This window comes from Catenovulum maritimum, assembly GCF_001050375.1.
Classification (GTDB): domain Bacteria; phylum Pseudomonadota; class Gammaproteobacteria; order Enterobacterales; family Alteromonadaceae; genus Catenovulum; species Catenovulum maritimum.
Map to the genome: position 1 here is coordinate 452,076 of NZ_KQ130482.1, position 22,200 is coordinate 474,275.

At 37.4% G+C, this 22,200-nt stretch carries 13 protein-coding genes; 8 read left to right on the forward strand and 5 right to left on the reverse strand.

The annotated features are described in order from the left end of the window. Complete coding sequence (locus XM47_RS01590) at nt 1–2,316, reverse strand: methyl-accepting chemotaxis protein (RefSeq protein WP_048688619.1); 2,316 nt, start codon at nt 2,314–2,316, stop codon at nt 1–3. Nucleotides 2,317–2,620: 304 nt separating this feature from the next. Between XM47_RS01590 and XM47_RS01595 the strand changes: the two genes are divergently transcribed. Further along, nucleotides 2,621–3,139 (forward strand): hypothetical protein, encoded by a 519-nt coding sequence (locus XM47_RS01595; protein ID WP_412731118.1) that lies wholly within the window; start codon nt 2,621–2,623, stop codon nt 3,137–3,139. 53 nt (nt 3,140–3,192) lie between these two features. Here the strand turns inward: XM47_RS01595 and XM47_RS01600 are convergent, their stop codons facing one another. Further along, complete coding sequence (locus tag XM47_RS01600) at nt 3,193–4,398, reverse strand: glycoside hydrolase family 43 protein (protein WP_048688624.1); 1,206 nt, start codon at nt 4,396–4,398, stop codon at nt 3,193–3,195. 246 nt (nt 4,399–4,644) lie between these two features. On the opposite strand from XM47_RS01600, the gene putA reads away from it, so the two are divergent. The 5 genes from putA (at nt 4,645) to XM47_RS01630 (ending at nt 15,588) form a co-directional block, all read left to right on the forward strand. Further along, nucleotides 4,645–8,463, forward strand: a complete 3,819-nt coding sequence (gene putA, locus XM47_RS01605; RefSeq protein WP_048688627.1) for a bifunctional proline dehydrogenase/L-glutamate gamma-semialdehyde dehydrogenase PutA — start codon at nt 4,645–4,647, stop codon at nt 8,461–8,463. A 114-nt stretch (nt 8,464–8,577) separates the two neighbouring features. Continuing rightward, nucleotides 8,578–9,510, forward strand: a complete 933-nt coding sequence (metA, locus tag XM47_RS01610) for a homoserine O-acetyltransferase MetA (protein ID WP_048688629.1) — start codon at nt 8,578–8,580, stop codon at nt 9,508–9,510. 159 nt (nt 9,511–9,669) lie between these two features. Beyond that, nucleotides 9,670–13,368, forward strand: a complete 3,699-nt coding sequence (metH, locus tag XM47_RS01615; protein ID WP_048688631.1) for a methionine synthase — start codon at nt 9,670–9,672, stop codon at nt 13,366–13,368. 212 nt (nt 13,369–13,580) lie between these two features. Further along, nucleotides 13,581–14,387 carry a flagellin gene (locus XM47_RS01620; RefSeq protein ID WP_048688634.1) on the forward strand — a complete coding sequence of 269 codons (807 nt, stop codon included), beginning with the start codon at nt 13,581–13,583 and terminating at the stop codon, nt 14,385–14,387. Between the two features lie 250 nt (nt 14,388–14,637). Then, a complete protein-coding gene (locus tag XM47_RS01630; protein WP_048688638.1) occupies nt 14,638–15,588 on the forward strand; it encodes a substrate-binding domain-containing protein in 951 nt (316 codons plus the stop codon). A 33-nt stretch (nt 15,589–15,621) separates the two neighbouring features. On the opposite strand, the gene XM47_RS01635 is transcribed toward XM47_RS01630, so the two are convergent. From XM47_RS01635 to XM47_RS01645, 3 genes are all read right to left on the reverse strand, one after another. Further along, nucleotides 15,622–16,734 (reverse strand): DUF3083 family protein, encoded by a 1,113-nt coding sequence (locus XM47_RS01635; protein WP_048688641.1) that lies wholly within the window; start codon nt 16,732–16,734, stop codon nt 15,622–15,624. Between the two features lie 206 nt (nt 16,735–16,940). Continuing rightward, nucleotides 16,941–17,357 (reverse strand): SulA-like leucine-rich domain-containing protein, encoded by a 417-nt coding sequence (locus XM47_RS01640; RefSeq protein WP_048688643.1) that lies wholly within the window; start codon nt 17,355–17,357, stop codon nt 16,941–16,943. 341 nt (nt 17,358–17,698) lie between these two features. Next, complete coding sequence (locus tag XM47_RS01645; RefSeq protein WP_048688645.1) at nt 17,699–19,423, reverse strand: proline--tRNA ligase; 1,725 nt, start codon at nt 19,421–19,423, stop codon at nt 17,699–17,701. 538 nt (nt 19,424–19,961) lie between these two features. Between XM47_RS01645 and queA the strand changes: the two genes are divergently transcribed. After that, nucleotides 19,962–21,026 carry a tRNA preQ1(34) S-adenosylmethionine ribosyltransferase-isomerase QueA gene (gene queA, locus XM47_RS01650; RefSeq protein ID WP_048689188.1) on the forward strand — a complete coding sequence of 355 codons (1,065 nt, stop codon included), beginning with the start codon at nt 19,962–19,964 and terminating at the stop codon, nt 21,024–21,026. A 25-nt stretch (nt 21,027–21,051) separates the two neighbouring features. Beyond that, the gene (gene tgt / locus XM47_RS01655) at nt 21,052–22,170 is read left to right on the forward strand and encodes a tRNA guanosine(34) transglycosylase Tgt (protein WP_048689191.1); all 1,119 of its coding nucleotides are present in this window, start codon (nt 21,052–21,054) and stop codon (nt 22,168–22,170) included. Nucleotides 22,171–22,200 lie beyond the last annotated feature (30 nt).

Below are 22,200 nucleotides of genomic sequence, written 5' to 3' on the forward strand. Positions count from 1 at the left end.
TTATTTAAACTGGCACACCTGTCCTAGTAAGCCACTAGCAATACCAGAAAGGGCAACACTCGCGCTAGATACATCTTTGGACGCAACAAATAACTCTGAAGCTGATTGTTCAACTTTTGTCATGTTTTTCATGATTTCATCGCAAGTATATTTTTGCTCTTCGTTAGCGGAAGCAACCGTTAAATTAATGTTATCTAAATCTTGAATGCCTAGTAGTAGTTCATTTAGTGATGTACTGAGTTCATCCACAAGATGGATACCTCCTTCTGCTGAAGCAGATGCTCTTTGCATTGAATCTACTGCTGCACCTGCAACTATAGTAAGGGAATTAATATTTTCTTGAATTTCGACTGTGCTTTGTTGCGTTCGAGTCGCAAGTAACCTAACTTCATCTGCTACAACGGCAAACCCCCTTCCATGCTCACCGGCTCTGGCTGCTTCGATAGCTGCATTTAATGCTAAAAGGTTGGTTTGCTCTGCAATAGCAGTGATGACGTCTAAAACTTCATTTATGCTTTCTACCTGACCTTTTAATTGCCCAAGTGTATCGGCTGAATGCAATACTTCGTTAACGAGTTGGTTGATGTTACCTTTGGCTAAATGAGCACGTTGCGAGTTTTCTTCGGTAATATCTTTAGCTCTTGATGTTTCAGATGATGCTTGGTTAGAATTTTCTGCAACTTCCTTTATTGTTAAATAAAACTGCTTTAATGCTTCGTTGATTTCGTGTGATTGTTCTTGTTGTGTGTAAGCTGCATTATTTGTTAATTCAGTAGTCACATTTAGTTGGGTACTTGATGATGCAACACTTTCTGAGTGTTCTTTAATTGAACCGATTATTTGTTTTAGGAGTGACAGAAAATTGTTAAACCCTAGTGTAACTTTGTCTATTTCTGTGATACCACTTTTCTTGAGTACTACATTTAGATCTGCATTGCCGCTATTTAGTTTCTCAACCTGATCAGCTAACTTGTGAATAGGTCTGGTTAATATCACAGATAACCAATAGGCTAATACAAAGGTTACAATTACTAACATTGCAATAACTGTTGTTGCAGACCACCAAATGCTTTGACTTAACGTTTCTATTGCAGCATACGCTTCAGTTTCATCTACTTCGGATAATAGGGCCCAAGTATGACTGCCATAATGAACTGGACCATAAGCAGATAACACTGCTACCCCTCGGTAATCATTTAGAGTTGTAAATCCTTTATTACCTTTTAATGCCTCATCAGATGCTTTCCCTTGCACTGATTGGATACCTATTGTGGTGTTCTGAGCTCTAATCTGTTTAGCTTGCGCCGGATACATTGTCGAAATGGTGTTTAAATAATTACTTTGATCTTCTACGAAGAATCGACTTTCATTTCTCAATGTTTTGTCTTTACCGACTAAATAAGTTTCTCCACTTTGGCCAAAACCTTTATTTTTCCAGTCAGAATCGTGGGTCATAATATTGTTAATTTCTGCTAATGGCATCTGGAAAATTAGGATTGCTTTTGATTGACCATCAATTTGAATGGGACTTGCAATGAAACTTGCCGGAGCATTGTATGAAGGCAAGTAAGATGTGAAATCAGAAATATAAGTTTGGTTAGCAGGTAATGATTTTGCTTGCCTAAATGCTTCGGCGATACCTGTATTGGCATATGGTCCATTTATTAAGTTTGTGGCAAAATCCAACTCTTTAAACACGCTGTATACTATATTGCCTGAATCAGCATCTACGATGAAAATATCGTAGTAGCCAAACTGATTTAAATAGAATTGAAAATCTCTATGGTGCTGCTGGTGTATTTTCGCGTAAGTTGTATTGCCTTTTGGTGCAAGAAGTGCATCTTTTTCTCCCAGTTTATTCGGATTGTTACTGATAAAATCGAACTGTAGCAGGTTTGAGGTTGCGTTAAGGTTTTTATAAAGCTTTTCAACTTCTGTCATCTGGCCATTTACGGTCTCAAACTTTTTACCAAATTCTTTATGGTAGTAATCTTGCAAAGACTGTCTTAATTCAAAGTCTGTAATTTTTTCACGTTCGCCTGTATATAATTTAAAGGCGTTAATAAAATCACTGGCTGCTTTTTGTGTCTGTGAGTTTGCTGACAGTGTTTGAACTTGTTTTTCTATGGTAGAAAAGTATTTTTCAATTTTTGTTGTAATTGCTTCTCTTTTGGCAATTAAATCGCGTTGCGATTTTTGGTGGATATTTTCATCGAATTCAGCAATGGAGATTTGGGCAATCAATATGACTACAGCAATACTTGCGGTAATAACACTCAAAACCATACTGATTAATATTCTATTTTTATAACTCATTAATTACCAACAACTTATAACACTCTTGATTTATATTGGGGGCACGCAAAATGTATACCAAATCAGAAATAGACCAACTTTATACGTTTGAGAGCACAAATCTGGTTTATAATTTATTAATTGCACTAAACACACGCTTATGTGTGCACCATTAAGTGAATTTGTACCTATTAACGTTAGTCCTAATAGATACGGGGATAATTTGGAGCTTTAATTGCAATGAATTTATGATTTGTTATTATTGAATGTTGTTTTTTTGTTAAATGATATTATATTTAAAGAAAAGCTTAATGGAATGAATACTTTGTCTGCAAAACTACCCATTATTATAGATATTGAAGCCTCGGGATTTGGTAAAGGAAGTTACCCGATTGAAGTTGGTTTTGTCCTAGCAAATGGCCAGAGAAAATGTCAACTGATCAAACCTGATTCAAGTTGGACACATTGGGATTTAGAGGCAGAGAAAGTTCATAAAATTAGGCGACTGCTATTACAGGAGCGAGGTGATACTCCTCACCAAGTTGCGCTTTGGCTAAATCAAGAATTGGCTGGTAGCACAGTTTATTCTGATGCTTGGGGACACGATTCAAGTTGGATAGCTAAATTGTTTGATATAGCAGAGCTGAATCCAAGTTTTAAAGTAGACAGTATAGTTACTCTCCTCACAGGTGAGCATGATTTAGATTTGTGGCAGCAAAGTATGGATAGGGTCATTACCGAGTTCAAAGGACAAAGGCATAGAGCAAGTGTTGACGCTGCTATTATCCAACGTTGCTATGAGTTAACTAAACTTAGAGCTAAAAATATTCGGAGAGTTGCTTAGTGTTACTGCGTTAAACTGACTGTTTAACGCAGTATTTCCAAACCTTCAATTTGTTATTTAACTAACTTGTATTGCTCAGCAGTCAACTTGATTGTTTGTTTTGTATAAGTGGGGCCGTCGGACTTTAATGCACCGTCTTCATCTATCCAAATAGGATCCATGACTAAAAAGGGTGACTTACCATGCGCTATGCCGTGGCAAGATAACCATAGACGGCCATCAGGGCCTCTAAAAATCGCATTGTGTCCAACATGATTGAATGGACTGTTCACGTCACCTGTATATTTAAAACCACGTTCTTCGGTCACTTGTTTATTCATCGCGCCATAAAATGGATTGTTAGAATGCTTAGTCCATGGACCTGTGATTGATTTAGCAGTAGCGTAGCCGATTTCATAACCTCTAGTCCAACTAGAGTAAAACAAATAATAAGTGCCTTTTTCTTTAATCACATACGCGCCCTCAATGCCGATTGAATCCCATTCATAATATTTAGCGACTTTAGGTTTTGGGCGGCCGTCATAGCCTGGTTCTTTTAATAATTTACCTTTGTCATCATAGGCGTAGTCTAGCGGGCCAGCTTTTATTGCAGTTTGAGGCTCTGTGGTGAATTCACCTTTAGCTAAGTTTATTTCGGCAAAGCGAATGCCTTTCTTGTGTCCTTGGTTCCAAAATGCCCAAGTTGTCCCATTTTCATGATAAAAAGTTAAGTCATTTCCGCCGGTCAGAGGCTTTTCCTCTGTTACTACAGTATAAGGCCCTTCAATCTTGTCAGAAACTGCGTAACCTGTGTATTGGCCTACATAACCAAGTTCGTCATTTCTTGCATTAAATAATGCATAGTATTTACCTTCTACTTTTTGAATCTCGGGTGCCCAAAAGCGACGGTAGTACCATTTGTGTTTTCCGACTGGCTGAACAATATAACCTCGGTTTTCCCAATCAGTGAGGTTTTTAGAACGGTATAAAATCACACCTTTATTTAATTTACCACTTGCTTCATCTTCTTGGCGCGACCAATGTGGGTATGAGGTGCCGGTCATATACCACCAATCTCCATCACGAAATATTTGCGCGTCTCGTATGCCATCTTTATCTATCCCAGAGGTGATAGGATTTTGGTAGCTAAATTCGAATGTTTTGTTTTGCTCTGAAGTTGTATTGATGTTATCAATTGTGTGTGTGCAACTCAGAATGAATAAGCTAGCTGATGCTGCAATCGTTAGTAAACATTTTTTTAGTAATAAGTTATTAAGCATAAGTTAACTCATAATGATTTATTTTAGACAATCTATTATTAAACTATGCATGCGCAAGTTGTAATGCGAATTGTTAAGAATTGTGAATCGATTATTTTCGTTTTTAATTTTAACTCCTGTAATAAGTTTATAAAAATAATGGCTTAATTTCCGTTAGCATGTTAATTGTAAAATTAAATATTTAAATTATTTCTTAATTGAGGAATTTCTACACTGGTTTTAAATTTAATTTAGGGGTCTGAATATATGCTATTTAATGGCAAGTTAATCACTGAATGTCCTATCCGTCAGAAAATTCGAGATTTTTATCGTATCGATGAAAATATTGCAGTTGATTTAATTTTGCCAGATGCCGAAGTGAGTATGGCAGCGCGCAGTCGAGCTTGGGCAAGGGCTAGAGACTTAGTTTTAAATATTCGAAAAATTCAAGAAAACAACCACGGCATAGATGCATTACTCAACGAGTATTCACTCTCAAGTGCCGAAGGTGTGGTTTTAATGTGTTTGGCAGAAGCATTATTGAGAGTGCCAGACAAAGCGACTCAAGATGAGTTAATTCGCGACAAAATATCTAAAGGCCATTGGACTTCCCATCTTGGTCAATCAGAATCCTTATTCGTAAACGCATCTTCGTGGGGCTTATTAATCACCGGCAACATGGTCAAGTATGCCGATAATAAATCACAACATAACCTGCTTAAACAATTAATGGGGCGCTTAGGTGAGCCAGTTATCCGTAAAGCCATGAATATCGCGATGAAGTTAATGGGTAAGCAATTTGTTATGGGCGAAACCATCAAGGATGCGGTGGAGCGAGCTCAACAAAAAGAAAGTACTGGCTATGTTTATTCTTACGATATGTTAGGGGAAGGGGCTAGGACGCGTGAAGATGCAAATTTGTACTTTAAAGCCTACGCCGATGCAATTAAAGTTATTGGTACAGCAGCGAAAGGTAAGGGGCCAAGACTGAGTCCAGGGATTTCAGTTAAGTTGTCTGCATTAGAGCCTAGATATGAAACAAGTCATTACCAGCATGTGATGCAAACCTTGCCTGTGAAATTGAAACAGTTGTGTTTGCTGGCTAAATTTTACGACATAGGTTTAACCGTTGATGCGGAAGAATCTGAGCGATTAGAGATTTCTCTCGATATTATTGAAAACGTGTTTACTGATCCTGAATTATCAGGCTGGACAGGCTTTGGTATTGCAGTGCAGGCTTATCAAAAACGTGCGTTATTTGTCATTGATTGGTTGCGCCAATTAACCATAAAAACAAGACGAAAAATGATGGTGCGACTGGTGAAAGGCGCATACTGGGATAGCGAAATTAAGCAAGCACAAAAAGATGGCTTAAAGCATTATCCAGTGTTTACACGAAAGTCATCCACCGATGTTTCTTACCATGCCTGTGCTAATCGTTTATTAGATTACAGAGACACTATTTACCCACAGTTTGCCACCCATAATGCTTATACCGCATCCGTGATTATTGAATTAGCGGGTGACGATAAACAAGGCTTTGAGTTTCAATGCTTACATGGCATGGGAGATGGATTATATAATCAAATCGTTGAAGAATTAGGCATCCAATGCCGCGTATATGCGCCGGTTGGAGGGCATGAAGGCTTATTAGCTTATCTGGTGAGACGATTACTAGAAAATGGTGCTAACTCTTCATTTGTTAATGCGATTGTCGATGAGAGCAAGCCTGTTGAGACCTTACTGTACGACCCTGTTGAAAAAACCCAAAACTTAACCAGTAAATACAATACCCAAATCTTAAAACCGGTAGAGTTATATGGATCTGAAAGGGATAATTCGAAAGGGTTAGATTTGTCTGATTTTGATCAAGTATATTCTTTGAAATTGCTAGTAGAGCGCAGTTTAAGTCAAATTCAATACACTGAAAATCTAGGTTTAGCAGAAGTATCTGACCAAAAACAGCTTGTTAGAAATCCAGCTAATTTGAATGAAGTGATTGGCTTTCATACATTTGATAAGCGTGAATCTATGCTGGCTAAGCTGAATCAAGTAGATTCAAATTTTTTAGTTTGGTCGCAAACGGATGTAAAACTTAGAGCAGATTTACTCAATCGAGTAGCTGATATTTTTGAAAGGCATATGCCCGATCTGATTGCATTGTGTATTAAAGAAGCAGGCAAAGTGACACAAGATGGCATAGATGAAGTTAGAGAAGCGGTTGATTTTTGTCGATATTACGCGGCACAAGCGATCAAGCTATCGCAGGATGAAAGGCTAGTACCAAGAGGCGTGGTTTTATGTATCAGCCCGTGGAATTTTCCGCTCGCTATTTTTATTGGTCAAGTAGCAGCTGCGATCTCTGTTGGCAATACGGTTATTGCTAAGTCTGCAGAGCAAACGAGTTTAATCGCCAAACGTGCGTTAGAATTGATGGAATCTGTTGGTTTACCTAAAGGTGTGGTCGAGTTGATTGTCGCCCAAGGTTCAGAAGTCGGCAAAGTTTTATTACCGGATGACAGAATTAAAGCCGTTATGTTTACAGGGTCGACAGAAACAGCACAAGTTATTAATCAAGCTTTAGCTAAACGAGGCGGAGACCAAGTTCCTTTGATTGCAGAAACAGGCGGTCAAAATTGCATGATAGTTGATTCCACCGCGTTACATGAACAAGTGGTTGATGATGTGATTAGCTCAGGTTTTAAAAGCGCAGGACAACGCTGCTCAGCTTTGAGAGTTTTGTACTTACAGCAAGATATTGCAGATGATGTTATTAAAATGCTAATTGGCGCGATGAAAACATTAACCTTGGATGATCCGGCTTACCTATCAACCGATATTGGTCCCGTGATAGATGATAAGGCGCTCTCAAATTTAACTCAGCATGCCGAAAAAATGCAGCAGTTTGAACAAGAAGGAATGGCTAAACTCTTGTATCAAGTTGACTTACCTGTGTTGGCTTCGCAAGCTTATTTTTTCCCAGCGAGCTTGTATTTAATTGACAGTATTAAGTTGCTCGAAAGAGAAGTATTTGGCCCATGTGTTCATATAGTCAAATTTAAAGCAGAAGAATTAAACCAAGTAATTGAGAAAATAAACCAGACAGGCTATGGCCTAACTATGGGGATCCACAGCCGAATCGAATCCAGAGCGGTAGATTTAGCGGCTAAATCAAAAGCGGGCAATATTTATATCAATCGAAATATGATAGGCGCTGTGGTTGGTGTTCAGCCATTTGGTGGACGAGGCTTATCTGGGACAGGGCCGAAAGCAGGTGGTCCTAACTATTTATCTAGGTTGATGAAAGAAAAATCGACTATAGAATTCACACCTCAGGAATACGATTTAGTTCAGCCCTCATTACAAAGTGACGCGCAGGCCATTTTAGAGGCGGCCCAACTTATGCTAAAAGCGAACCAAGCGGAAACCGCATGGCGGCACACAGATTTAAATAGCCGCTTGTCTGTGGTTAGGCAGCTTTTGGCCAAGATTGCGACAGTCGATAAATTAGATGAGTTTGCCGACGATTTAGATCGAACTTTAGCTCGCTCGCGTAGCCAATTGATTCAAATTGAAAAGCAATTAAAGACAAGTTTGGTTTTACCTGGGCCGACAGGAGAGTCGAATACACTGTCTCTAGAGCCAAGAGGTATACTAGTTTGTTTTGCCGATAAAGATGTAACTTTTGAATATTGGACTTTGTCGATAGTAACGGCATTGGCGACAGGTAATATTGTGATTACTGTGGTGTCTGATCTCTTCTATCAAGAAGCGCTGGCGTTTAAAGATAAGTTTGATTCAACGGGGGCTGATTCAGGTGTTCTACAAGTTGCAAAACTTAAACATACTCAAGCTTTACTTGAATCTGAACAGCTTAAAGGGGTTGTGGTTGATAGTCATTCTCTAAGAAGTGCCTATTTTGCTATGCAGCTAGCCAAACGCAAAGCAGATATTCTGCCTGTCATTAGCGCTGAATATAATGATAACTTAATCAAGCGCTTAGTTACTGAAAAATGCATTAGCATAGACACAACAGCCTCAGGCGGTAATACGAGTTTAATGACCTTAGTGGAAGAGGAAAATTAAACCGACTGGTAAGTTAAACTTACGTCTAGATGTTTAGACGTCTAGACGTAAATAATTTGACAAAATAGGCTTAACCAGCAACAATTCACTCATATTTCAATTCAGGAGTCTGTTATGCCTATTAAAATTCCCGATCAGTTGCCTGCGATCAAGGTTTTGCAACAGGAAAACATCTTTGTTATGTCTGATTCTCGAGCGTCTAGTCAAGACATTCGCCCGATGGAAGTTGCGATCCTGAATTTAATGCCGAATAAGATCGAAACAGAAGTTCAATTAATGAGGCTATTAGCCAATAGCCCACTGCAAATCAATATTGATTTACTTCGAATTGATATGCGTGTGCCTAAAAATACACCAGCGTCCCATATGGATAATTTTTATCATTTATTTGATGACGTAAAAAACAGTAGTAAAAACTACGATGGTTTAATTATAACTGGCGCACCTTTAGGCTTAGTTGATTACAACGAGATCTATTATTGGGACAAGTTGCAAGAAGTACTCGATTGGGCTAAAAAACATGTTCAATCGACTCTACACTTGTGTTGGGCCGCACATGCTGCGTTCCATCATTTTTATGGTATAGATCGTTTTGTTCGACCGAAAAAAATATCAGGTGTATTCGAGCATAAAACCCATGATCAGTATGAGCCTTTAACCCAAGGTTTTGATGATACTTTTAAAATGCCACACTCTAGATATGGCCAAGTACCATTAGAAAAACTAGAAGCCCATCCAGATTTAAACGTTTTAGCTAGCTTTGAAGATGGCGGGGCATTTTTAGTTGCATCTAAAGATCGCAGAAGTGTGTTTATTATGGGTCATCCAGAGTATAATGCGACGACTTTAAGCGATGAATACCACAGAGATATTCAAAATGGCTTGGAAACGGAAATCCCCGAAAACTACTTCCCGGACGATGATGTAAGCAAAATGCCGCCAAATGTGTGGCGAAGCCATGGTAATTTACTATTTTGTAATTGGCTAAATCATTATGTTTATCAAGCAACACCATATGATTTATCGCAGTTGAACCAGTCGAAGTAACAAACAACTGGCTTTAGCGAGTTACAATATAAATTCAAGGCGCCTTAAAGGCGCTTTGCTGTTTTTTAAATATCTCAATAGAGGTTTAAAAAACCGCAATTAAATCTCAGCTAATTTATATTTAAGATTAGCGCACGTAAAAGATTAGAGAAGGTTTTGATGATTAAGCAACATCCAGCAAAAGCAAAAATTGAATCACTATTTAAAGAGCGAATTTTAGTTTTAGACGGCGGTATGGGAACTATGATTCAGGCATATAAGCTTGAAGAAGAAGACTATCGCGGTGAAAGGTTTGCTGATTGGCATCTAGATATTAAAGGTAATAATGACCTTTTATCTATCACTCAGCCTGAAATTATTGAAGCGATTCAAAGTGAATATTTAGCGGCTGGCGCTGACATTATTGAAACTAATACGTTTAATGCGACGACGCTATCAATGGCTGATTACGAGATGGAATCTTTGAGCCGTGAAATTAATGTCGTTTCCGCTCAATTAGCGCGTAAAGTGGCAGATAAATTTACGGCTGAAAATCCAGATAAGCCTAGGTTTGTTGCTGGTGTTTTAGGCCCAACAAGTAAAACTGCTTCTATATCCCCTGACGTAAATGATCCGGGTTTTAGAAATGTTAGTTATGACCAACTAGTTGAAGCTTATATTGAATCAACAACAGCTTTAATTGAAGGCGGTGTCGATTTCATTTTAATCGAAACTATTTTCGATACATTGAATGCCAAAGCGGCTGGTTTTGCGGTATTACAAACTTTTGAAAATTTAGGTATTGAGTTACCTATTATGATCTCAGGTACAATTACAGATGCCTCAGGTCGAACATTATCTGGCCAAACGACAGAAGCTTTCTACAACTCTTTACGTCATTTAAAACCTATGTCTATTGGTTTGAACTGTGCTTTAGGTCCAGCGGAATTACGTCAGTACGTTGAAGAGTTAAGCCGAGTATCTGACTTTGCTGTTTCTGTTCACCCTAATGCGGGTTTGCCTAATGCATTTGGTGAATACGATTTATCGCCTGAAGATATGGCTGTTCATATCAAAGAGTGGGCCGAATCTGGCTTCTTTAATATTGTTGGTGGCTGTTGTGGTACGACCCCTGCTCATATTAAAGCTATGGCTGAAGCGGTTAATCAAGTTAAGCCAAGAGAAATCAAGCCAAGAGCTATCGCTTGTCGGTTATCTGGATTAGAACCGCTTACGATTGATGAATCATCGTTATTTTTAAACGTAGGTGAACGTACCAATGTTACTGGTTCAGCAATGTTTAAACGTTTGATTGTTAATGGTGATTTTGATCAAGCATTAGATGTTGCGCGCCAACAAGTCGAGAACGGTGCACAAATTATCGATATCAATATGGATGAAGGTATGTTGGATTCTGAAGCGGCTATGGTTCGCTTTTTAAATCTAATTGCATCTGAACCAGATATCTCGCGTGTACCTATTATGATCGATTCTTCTAAATGGGAAATTTTAGAAGCCGGTTTAAAGTGTATCCAAGGTAAAGGCATAGTCAATTCAATTAGCTTAAAAGAAGGTGAAGAAAAGTTCATCGAGCAAGCTAACTTGTTGCGTAAGCACGGCGCGGCTGTGATCGTTATGGCTTTTGATGAAGTTGGCCAAGCGGACACAAGAGCGCGAAAATTTGAAATCTGTAAACGCTCTTACGATGTGTTAGTCAACAAAATAGGTTTCCCGCCAGAAGACATTATTTTCGATCCAAACATTTTCGCCGTTGCGACGGGTATTGAAGAGCATAATAACTACGCAGTCGACTTCATTGAAGCCTGTAAAGATATTACAGATAACTTACCGTATGCCATGATTTCTGGTGGTGTCTCTAACGTGTCTTTCTCGTTTAGAGGAAATAACCCAGTTCGTGAAGCGATACATGCTGTATTTTTATATTATGCTATTAAAAACGGTTTAACTATGGGGATAGTAAATGCAGGTCAGCTTGCTATTTATGATGATATCCCGAAAGAATTAAAAGACGCAGTTGAAGACGTTGTTTTAAATAAAGACGACAACGGTACTGAAAAGTTACTCGACATCGCTGAAAAATATCGCGGTGATGGTGCGAAACAAGAAGATAAAACAGCGCTTGAATGGCGTAGCTGGACAGTTGAAAAACGCATTGAATATGCCTTAGTTAAAGGTATTACTGATTTTATCGAAGAAGATACTGAAGAAGCACGACAAAACGCTGAAATTCCTCTGCACGTTATCGAAGGTCCATTAATGGACGGTATGAATGTGGTTGGAGATTTATTCGGTGAAGGTAAAATGTTCTTACCTCAAGTGGTTAAATCTGCACGTGTTATGAAGCGAGCGGTTGCTTATTTAGAACCTTATATTGAAGCAGGCAAAACTGAAATTTCAACCAATGGTAAAATTTTACTCGCGACAGTAAAAGGCGATGTTCACGATATCGGTAAAAACATTGTAGGCGTTGTTTTACAGTGTAATAACTATGAGATAGTCGATTTAGGCGTAATGGTTTCGGCAGATAAAATCTTAAAAACGGCGATAGAAGAAAAAGTCGATATTATCGGTTTATCTGGTTTAATCACTCCATCTTTAGATGAGATGGTGCATGTAGCAAAAGAGATGAAGCGACAAGGTTTTACCATTCCATTATTGATTGGTGGCGCGACAACGTCAAAAGCGCATACAGCGGTTAAAATTGAAAGAAATTATGATGAGCCTGTAGTTTATGTACCTAATGCTTCGAGAAGTGTATCGGTTGCATCTGCACTACTGAGTAAAGAGCTTAAACCAGCTTTTGTTGATCGTTTAAATCTTGAATATGAAAGAGTTCGTGAGCAACACGCTAGCCGTGGCCCTCGTAGTTCACTAGTTAGTTTAGAAAAAGCAAGATCGAATCCGTTTCCACTGTCTTTTGAAAACTATACACCAGTAAAACCTAAACAACTGGGTATTACTGAACTACAAGACGTTTCAGTTGCTGATTTACGTCAGTATATAGACTGGACTCCATTTTTCTTAACTTGGCAGTTATCAGGTAAATATCCACTTATCTTAAAACATGAGGTTGTGGGTGAAGAAGCTACTAAATTATTTAATGATGCAAATGAAATTTTAGACATCATAGAAAAAACTGGAAAAATTAAAGCTAAAGGTGTTTTCGGTTTATTTGCTGCAGCAAGTGAAGAAGATGATGTTATTGTTTATGCCGATGAAGCAAGAACTGAAGAGATTACTCGTCTACATCATTTACGTCAGCAGTCGGAGAAAAAATCTGGACAATATAATCGCTGCTTAAGTGATTATTTAGCTTCGACAGATTCAGGTGTTCAAGACTACATAGGTGCGTTTGCAGTAACGGCTGGTTTTGGCGCAGATGAATGGTCAGAAGAATTCTTGGCAGAGCATGATGATTACAACAGCATCTTAGTCAAAGCCGTTGCAGACCGATTAGCTGAAGCATTTGCTGAATATTTACACGAAAGAGTGCGTAAAGACTATTGGGGTTATGCCGCTGATGAACAGCTTGCGAATGAAGATTTAATTCGTGAAAAGTATCAAGGGATACGTCCTGCACCAGGATATGCTGCTTGTCCAGAGCATACCGAGAAAAAGCGTATGTGGGATTTACTCGATGTTGAAAAGCGCATTGGCATGTCACTTACGGAAAGCTGCGCTATGTGGCCAGGTGCTTCGGTAAGTGGTTGGTATTTTGCACACCCTGATACTAAGTATTTTGCGGTCGGTAAATTACAAAAAGACCAAATAGAAAGTTATGCCCAAAGAACTGGCATGACAGTAACAGAAACTGAAACTTGGTTAATGTCTAACTTAGATTATGAACCAGATGCATAAATAGCTGTGCTTGGTTAGATTTAGAAGGCTGGTATATCCAGCCTTTTTGCATTAAGTCGTGTGTAAATTTATCAACATTCATAGATGTATACTAAAAAGTTTACAGCTTTGTCGATTTATGAGAAGTTAGTTTAAAAATTGAATTGAATGAATATTGACCAAATATTTTGAAAAGCTATACTTAATTAAATTTTTAATGAAGGCGTGTTGATATGAATTTTAGTGGTATTTCATCAAATTCGAATTTGTTAGATCAAATTAATCGTAAACAAGAGAACACCTTTGAGCAATTAGCTTCGGGTAAAAAGGTCAATAAAGCGGCTGATGATGTTTCAGCACAACTGATTATTGAAAGGCTCTCTAGCCAATCTAATGGATATCAACAGTCAGTTCGTAATGCTTACGATGGTATTTCATATGCACAAGTAGCAGAAAGTACTTTGTCTGGTATTTCTGATTCAGCGAATAGAATTCAAGAACTCACTTACAGAGCCGGCAGTGGCATTTTGTCTGATAGCGATAAACAAGCTATCCAAAGCGAGATTGATTTATTAAAAGAAGGCATTCAAGATTCAATATCAAATAGCAATTTTGCCGGTAAGCCTATTTTCGGCTCAGAAGGCAGTGCTGATTTTCAAATCGGAGCCAATGCAGGTCAAACACTTTCTGTTGGTAATAAAGACATTGCCGCACAGCTTGAAAGTTTTGGATTAGCTGATATTGATGTTACCCAAGCGGGTGGTGTTGATGCAGCACTTGCTTCGTTAGAAGATATTGGTCAATTCTTAGGAGAAGAGCAAGGCAGTCTTGGTGCGATTCAGAATCAATTTCAATCTGCTGCTAATCAGTTAGCTCAAACTGATGTAAATGTACAAGCTGCTAGAGCGCGTTTAGCTGACACAGATTATGCACAAGCTTCAGCACAACAAGCTCAAAATGATGCGCAAAGCCAAAGTGCTAATATAGTTGCGGGCGCGTCTCGTCAACAAGCTGAATCAGTTTTGAATTTATTATCTTAGCTTTATTTTTAAACAATTTAATGTCTTTATATGCGTTAATTCAATAAGTTTCCTATAATCAAATTTGTAATTTGGTTTAGGAAACTTCGCTTTGATTAATCCCGCAAAATTAATATATTTTATATTTTTCCTAATTTTATTCTGCAAGCCGCTGCATTCTAGTACTGACCCTTTATGTAAATCAGAAATTTTAAAACCACTAAAAGCAGTCGTTTTTATACCTTTAGTCGGTGATACAGGCTTTTGGGCAATGCAACATAAGTTTTTAGTAAAAGTGGCATTTAGCTTGAACATTGAGCTTGATATTCAAAATATGAATGAAGAAATCGATCCTACTTTTCCAGCTAATTATTTAAAGCAAACACTTGAAAATAATCATATAGATTTTGTCTTATCCCCTTTGTTTTTTGGTAATGAAAACTTATTAAAGTTTACCAGTAGTAAAAATATTCCTATTTTTACCTACAATACTAGTTTAGATGCGCGTCACAATAGTCTATTGGGAAAACCCAGAGAAAACTATCCCAATTGGCTCGGGCATATTTCACCGGATGATGAAGGTGCTGGATACATGCTAGCAGAGGCTTTATTAACAAAAACTAAAAATTTTAATAGATTATTAGCGATAGCGGGTAAACATCAGAGCGTTGTTAGTGGGAATAGAGAAAGGGGTCTCGTTAATTACTTTAATAGCAAGGGAGAAGCTTTAATGCCCATTGTTCATAGCGATTGGACTTTTAAACGAGGCTATCAAGTCACTAAGTCTATGTTAAAACGAGATCCTAATATTGAATACATTTGGGTTGTTTCTACTAGTGTTGCATTTGGTGTCATAAAGGCTGTGGAAGAAATGGATAAATCTGACACCATCAAAGTCGGTGCATTCGACTGGTTACCAGAAACTATGGGTTTGATTGAGAATAAGACACTCTTTATGTCATATGGTGGACATTTTGTAGAAGCGGGTAAAGCATTAATCTATATGCGTGATTATATAATGGGACATGACTTTAAAGAGACTAGCGGAGTTATTTTAAAAACAAAATTGAATAGGCTAACTTTAAAGAATTTAAATAAGTACAAAAATGGTATCTTAGGTACTAATTGGGACAAAATTGATTATAAGCAGTTTTCATATTGCTTAAATCAAGGTAAAGGCAGGTATGAATTATCTATAGATAATTTGATTGGAACCAACTAGCAAGATTTACTAGTTAATTCCAACCAATTAATTTTAGATCGAGAAACCGATGTGCTGGTGGAATCTAATTGGCATAAGCTCTTCATCATGCTTATAACCTAATTGATTTGAAACACTTCTCATGGTTTGCTGAATTTGGTTTAAGAATTTACCATAACCATAACTTGTCATGTTTTGGTGAGAAGCAACAAATACAAACTGTACTTTATCTACTAGTTGATCGCCTTCCCATTTTTTAGCGAAACCAATCATGTGTTCATCAGGCGTAAAGTTTAGTAATTGTAATTCACCGTTAGCACTAACAGACTCATCTTTTTTGCTTCGTACAACTGGAATTAAATCATTTGCAATAATAACACAGTTGTCTAAGCCATTTTGTTCTGCACTTTTTACTAAAGATTTAGAAATTAGCTCATACAGTGGTGTATAAGGTTCTTCTGAAGACTTATCAATTTCAAGTAAATTTCTGATTCTGCGTGTGATTGGTAAATCAGCAATCGCGTAAGTTTGAGCTTCTGCTTTATCTGAAACTGTAATGCCATCAGCAGAAAAACGATCCGAAATTGCTCTTAATTTATGAGCTTGAGTACCTGTATCGCCTTTTTCTTTAGCAAATAAGTCATAAGTTAAATGCTGGTGATCGCATACTCTAACTGTATCTTTTTCTAATCCTAATTTTTCCGAATATTGGCTAATGGCTGTTTTAACTCTCTCATGGAAAAAAGCAGATTTCTTACGAATATTATCTTCGTTGGTTAAGAATAAAATTTTGATCTTATCTGCTCTTTTAGCACCATCATAATAAGCTTTTTGACCAAAATGGTAGCTAGGGTTATATAGAAATAAAATCTGCTGTTCTGTTTGAGAAATGATTTTTTCAGGACTGTAGCGAACTCTGATAAATTTATCGTTAGCAACTAGGTAACAAGTTTCTAAACCTAAAGATTCAGCTATTTCAAAAAGATCGGCAGATAATGCTTCATAAAACTCAGCATATGGTTGCTCGTCTGACTTGACAATTGTACTAGCGTATTTCTCTAGTAATTGATCTGTTAATTCAAACTTAGCGATCAAATATTGATTTTCACGAGCTGACTCAGGTATATATACTTTGTGTTGCGCACTTCTGTTACGAGTTATTGGCATTACCACACCCTATTTTAAATTGTTCTAATATTTATTATTTATTATCTGTATCGATAATATTGTTAGCATTTTTAATTGTAAGTCAGTTTTTCTAAACTTTACACTTAAATTTAAGAAAAAAACTAGATAAAAGGGGATTTATTGATAAGAAATAAAAAAAGGAGCTATAAAGCTCCGTGGTGAAAGCGCAAAGCGCAAAACTACTGTTATGAAACTAGTTTTAATTTTGCCGGTTTATTCGCTTTAAGCGGTTTAACCATAATGCAGTTAGCTTGAGACGAAGCTGAAATTTCGATTAGATCATTTTTATCTTCTGTCGATAAATTTTCGATCCAAGATACAACGGTTGCACATTTTCCCATCTGCAATGCTTTCTTAGTTATTTGTACACTGTCTTGATTTACGTTTGAGTGAATGACCAGCATTCTATTTAAGTTAATTCCAACCGATTCAAGGAAAGCTTTGTTAGGCATTTTATGTGGGCAAACGACACATAGCCAGCGATTATCTTGCTGTAACTGGCTGATATTACGCCAAAATCTCAGCTCGAACTCGTTTGTTTGTAAATTAGTGGCGAAAAAACTAACATTTTTGTTTGCGTCTGTAGAAATTATTGTATTCATGCTGTCTCTCTATCCAGTTTGTATGTATATACAGTATACTGTTTTTTCATACAGTTCAACTACTGTTTGAATTATTTTTGTACAAATTTATATTAAACAGGCTTCAGGTTAGTTACTGATAATGCGGCAAAGCACTATTTCGTGTGGATTTGAGATAATGGTGCTAAAGGCAGTCTATGCGCAATCAATAGTTTTAGACTAGGATATACAGCTGTCAGTTATTGCTTTTGAGGCTTAGCTTAGGCAAGTATCGAGTCAGTAGAGGGAGATTAGCTAATGAGTTTTGTAGTGGAGAAACCTAGCTAACTGGTTGTTAGCTAGGTAAGACAACTAAAATAAAATTAAGCTGTTAATTTAGACTGTATAAAATTGACGACTTCATCAATTTTGATTGTTTCTTTATCACCTGTTTGGCGATTTTTATACTCGACAACGCCTTCATCTAAGTTTCTTTCGCCGATGACAATTACATGTGGAATACCGACTAATTCAATGTCATTAAACATGACACCAGGTCGTTCTTTTCTATCATCAAATAAAACTTCACATCCAGCTTGTTGCAATTCTTGATATAAGTTGTTTGCAATATCAGGAATACGATGTGATTTGTGCATATTCATAGGCAAAATACAGACTTGGAATGGTGCAATGGCCGTTGGCCACTTGATGCCATACTTGTCATGATTTTGCTCTATAGCAGCCGCAACAATACGCGATACACCAATCCCGTAACAGCCCATAGTTAGGGTTTCGTGTTTACCTGTTTCTGTTAACACACCAGCTTTCATCGCTTCACTATATTTAGTACCAAGTTGGAAAATATGACCCACTTCAATACCACGCTTAATGTTTAAAACGCCGTTACCGCAAGGGCTTGGATCGCCTTCTACAACATTTCTAATGTCTGCCACTTGGTAACCTTGAATATCTCTATCCCAATTAACACCTGTAAAATGGAAGCCATCTTCATTTGCGCCACAGGCAAAGTCAGCTAAGTAAGCAGCTGAATGATCAACAATAATAGGCACTGATAAATTGATCGGGCCAATTGAACCTGCGCTACAGTTAGCCGCTTCTTTTATTGCTTCGTCGCTAGCAAAAGTTAAAGGGGAGAATACATTAGGGAACTTTTCTGCTTTAACTTCGTTGAGTTCGTGATCGCCTCTTAAAACTAAGGCTACTACACCGGATTCTTGGCCTTCTTCATCAGCACCAACAACTAATAATGTCTTGATAACTTGATTAGGTGAAAGCTCTAATGTGTTAGAAACTTCTTCTATCGTGTGTTTATTAGGGGTTGCTACTTTTGCTAGAGATTTCTGTGCTGCAGGTCTTTCTGTTTGCGGTGCAAGCGCTTCGGCTTTTTCAATATTTGCTGCATATTCGCTGCTGTCACTAAAGACAATTGCATCTTCGCCTGATTCAGCTAACACATGAAATTCGTGTGATGTACTACCACCGATTGAACCTGTATCAGCTAATACTGGGCGATATTCTAAACCTAAGCGGTCAAAAATATTACAGTAGGCTTGGTGCATTTTTTGATAAGTTGACTCAAGGCATGCTTCAGTTAAATGAAATGAATACGCATCTTTCATTGTGAATTCACGGGCACGCATAACACCAAATCTAGGCCTAACTTCATCTCTGAACTTAGTTTGTACTTGATATAAGTTAATTGGTAATTGTTTATAGCTGCTAATTTCTTTACGAACGAGTTCAGTTATAACTTCTTCGTGAGTTGGGCCCAATAAGAATGGACGCTCATGTCTATCTTTGATTCTTAATAACTCAGGACCAAATTGCTCCCATCGACCAGATTCTTGCCAAAGGTCTGCTGGTTGTACGACTGGCATTAGTACTTCGATTGCACCAACTTTATCCATTTCTTCTCGTACTATTTGTTCTACTTTTCTTAAAACTTTTAAACCAGAAGGTAACCAAGTGTATAAACCCGAAGCTAATTTTCTGATCATACCAGCTCTAAGCATTAGCTGATGGCTGATAACTTCAGCATCTGAAGGTGTTTCTTTTAATGTTGATAACAAATAGTTGGAAGTGCGCATTAACAATGTTCCAGGTTAATAAAGAATAAAAATATATTGTAACTTTGCTGAGTAGCTAAGCCAATAAGTATTCGTGAAAAAGATAGTGGGGAATTGTAATTAAATTACTTTTAGTACAGAAGCAAATAAAGATTGGCAAAATTTAGATAAAAAAAAGCCCTGTTGGGGGACAGGGCAGTAATTTGCCTCAAATAAAGGCACTCAAGCACTAACAAAGGGATTTTCTGAAAAACTATGTGTCTCTCAAAGTTGTGCTCATTATAATCACGAAATGTAATAAAGCAACAAAAAATAGAGGCTTTTAAGCAAAAATTGCAAAAAACAATTAAATTTATGAAAATTTAACACAAAATTAACCTGTTTATGTAAAAAAACAACAAATTTAATAAGTTCATGTATGAAATTAACTTTGCTTTACAAAGTTTAATTTACAGACTAGGTGTCTATTTTGATTTAAATCCCGTCGAACCTTCTAATTACTTGCCATTCAATGGTCAGCACAATAGACTATCGCGTTTTATTCTTGTTGAGTGGTTTAATGCGAGTTTCTGATTTTTATTTTGATTTACCGGATGAGTTAATTGCTCGGTTTCCAGCTGAAAACAGAAGTGAGTCTAGGTTATTGTCAGTAGATGGTAATACTGGTGACTTGTCTCATTTAGTTTTTAATCAGATGCTAGATTTAGTAAATGAAAATGATTTACTTATCTTTAATAACACTAAAGTTATACCGGCACGCTTACTCGGTCAAAAAGTGACTGGGGGTAAAATTGAAGTTTTAGTTGAGAGAATTTTATCCGATTCTCAAGTTTTAGCTCATGTTAGATCTAATAAAGCATTAAAACCCGGCGCTGAGTTAATTTTAGAAGATAAGATCCAGCTTAAAATGGTTGAACGTCAAAATGACTTGTTCATTTTAGATGTATTGAATGAAACACCCGTTCTCGAATTATTAGAAGCCTACGGTCATATGCCATTACCGCCTTATATTGATAGAGCGGATACCTTATCTGATAAAGAAAGATATCAAACCGTATATGGTCAAGTTCCAGGTGCGGTTGCAGCGCCAACTGCTGGATTACATTTTGATAATGACTTGATTGAAAAAATTAAAGCTAAAGGCGTAAATACTGCTGAAGTTACCCTGCATGTTGGTGCTGGTACGTTTCAATCAATCCGAGTAGATGACATTAAAGATCACCAAATGCATTCAGAGCAAATCTTTGTTGACCAAGCTGTAGTCGACAAAATTAAGTCTTGTAAAGCGAAAGGCGGGCGCGTGATTGCTGTTGGTACTACATCGGTGAGAAGTCTTGAAAGTGCTGCAAAATTTGCTCAAGAAAATGGATTAGATGACTTAATTGCCGCGCACCAAGGCGATACTAATATTTTTATTTACCCAGGCTATAAGTTTAAAGTAGTGGACGCTATGTTCACTAATTTTCATTTACCTGAATCTACCCTGATTATGTTAGTTTCTGCATTTGCGGGTAAAGAAAATATTCATAATGCTTATCAAGAAGCGATTAAACAAAAATATCGTTTTTTTAGTTATGGTGACTCTATGTTCCTAACTAAACAAACACCAAGCGAACAGGCTTAACTGGTACTAATACATGACTGATTTTATGAAATTTGAAAAACTCGCAACAGATGGCAAAGCGAGACGAGGCCGAATTACTTTTGCGAGAGGTGTGGTTGAAACACCAGCGTTTATGCCTGTTGGAACCTATGGCACGGTAAAAGGTTTATCACCGGATGAAGTGAAAGACACTGGCGCGCACATTTGTTTAGGCAATACATTCCATTTAATGCTTCGACCAGGTACTGAAATTATTAAAATGCATGGTGATCTGCATGATTTCATGAATTGGTCAGGTCCTATTTTGACTGATTCGGGTGGTTTCCAAGTATTTAGTTTAGGTGATTTACGTAAAATAAGTGAAGAAGGCGTCGTATTTCGCTCCCCTATCAATGGTGAAAGAATTGAATTAACACCAGAAAAAGCTATGCATGTTCAACGTGACTTAGGTTCAGATATCGTTATGATATTTGATGAATGTACGCCTTATCCAGCAACTGAAGAAGAAGCTCGCAGCTCGATGGAGCTATCTTTACGTTGGGCTCAACGTTCTAAAGATGCACATGACGGTAACCCTTCAGCATTATTTGGAATAGTTCAAGGAGGTATGTATCCTCATCTTCGCCAAGAGAGTTTAAATGGTTTAGAGCAAATAGGTTTTGATGGTTACGCTATTGGTGGCTTGTCAGTTGGTGAGCCTAAAGAAGATATGATTAATATCTTAGACGAAATTGCGTATAAATTACCGGAAGATAAGCCTAGATATTTAATGGGTGTTGGTAAACCGGAAGATTTAGTTGAGGCAGTACGACGTGGTATCGATATGTTTGATTGCGTTATGCCGACACGAAATGCACGTAATGCTCATATATTTGTCAGTGATGGTGTTTTAAAGCTAAGAAATGCAAAACATAAGACAGATACAGACCCTTTAGATAAAAATTGTGACTGTTACACTTGTAAAAATTATTCTCGTGCATATCTACATCACTTAGATAAGTGTAACGAGATATTAGGATCGCGTTTAAATACCATCCATAACTTACATTTTTATCAAAAAGTGATGCAGGGCTTAAGAGATGCGATTGAACAAGGTCGACTTGAAGAGCACGTAGAAGAATTTTATGCGGCTAGAGGTTTACCTGTACCGCCGTTAAAAGATTAATTTTTAATTTTAATATTGTTGTATATAGAG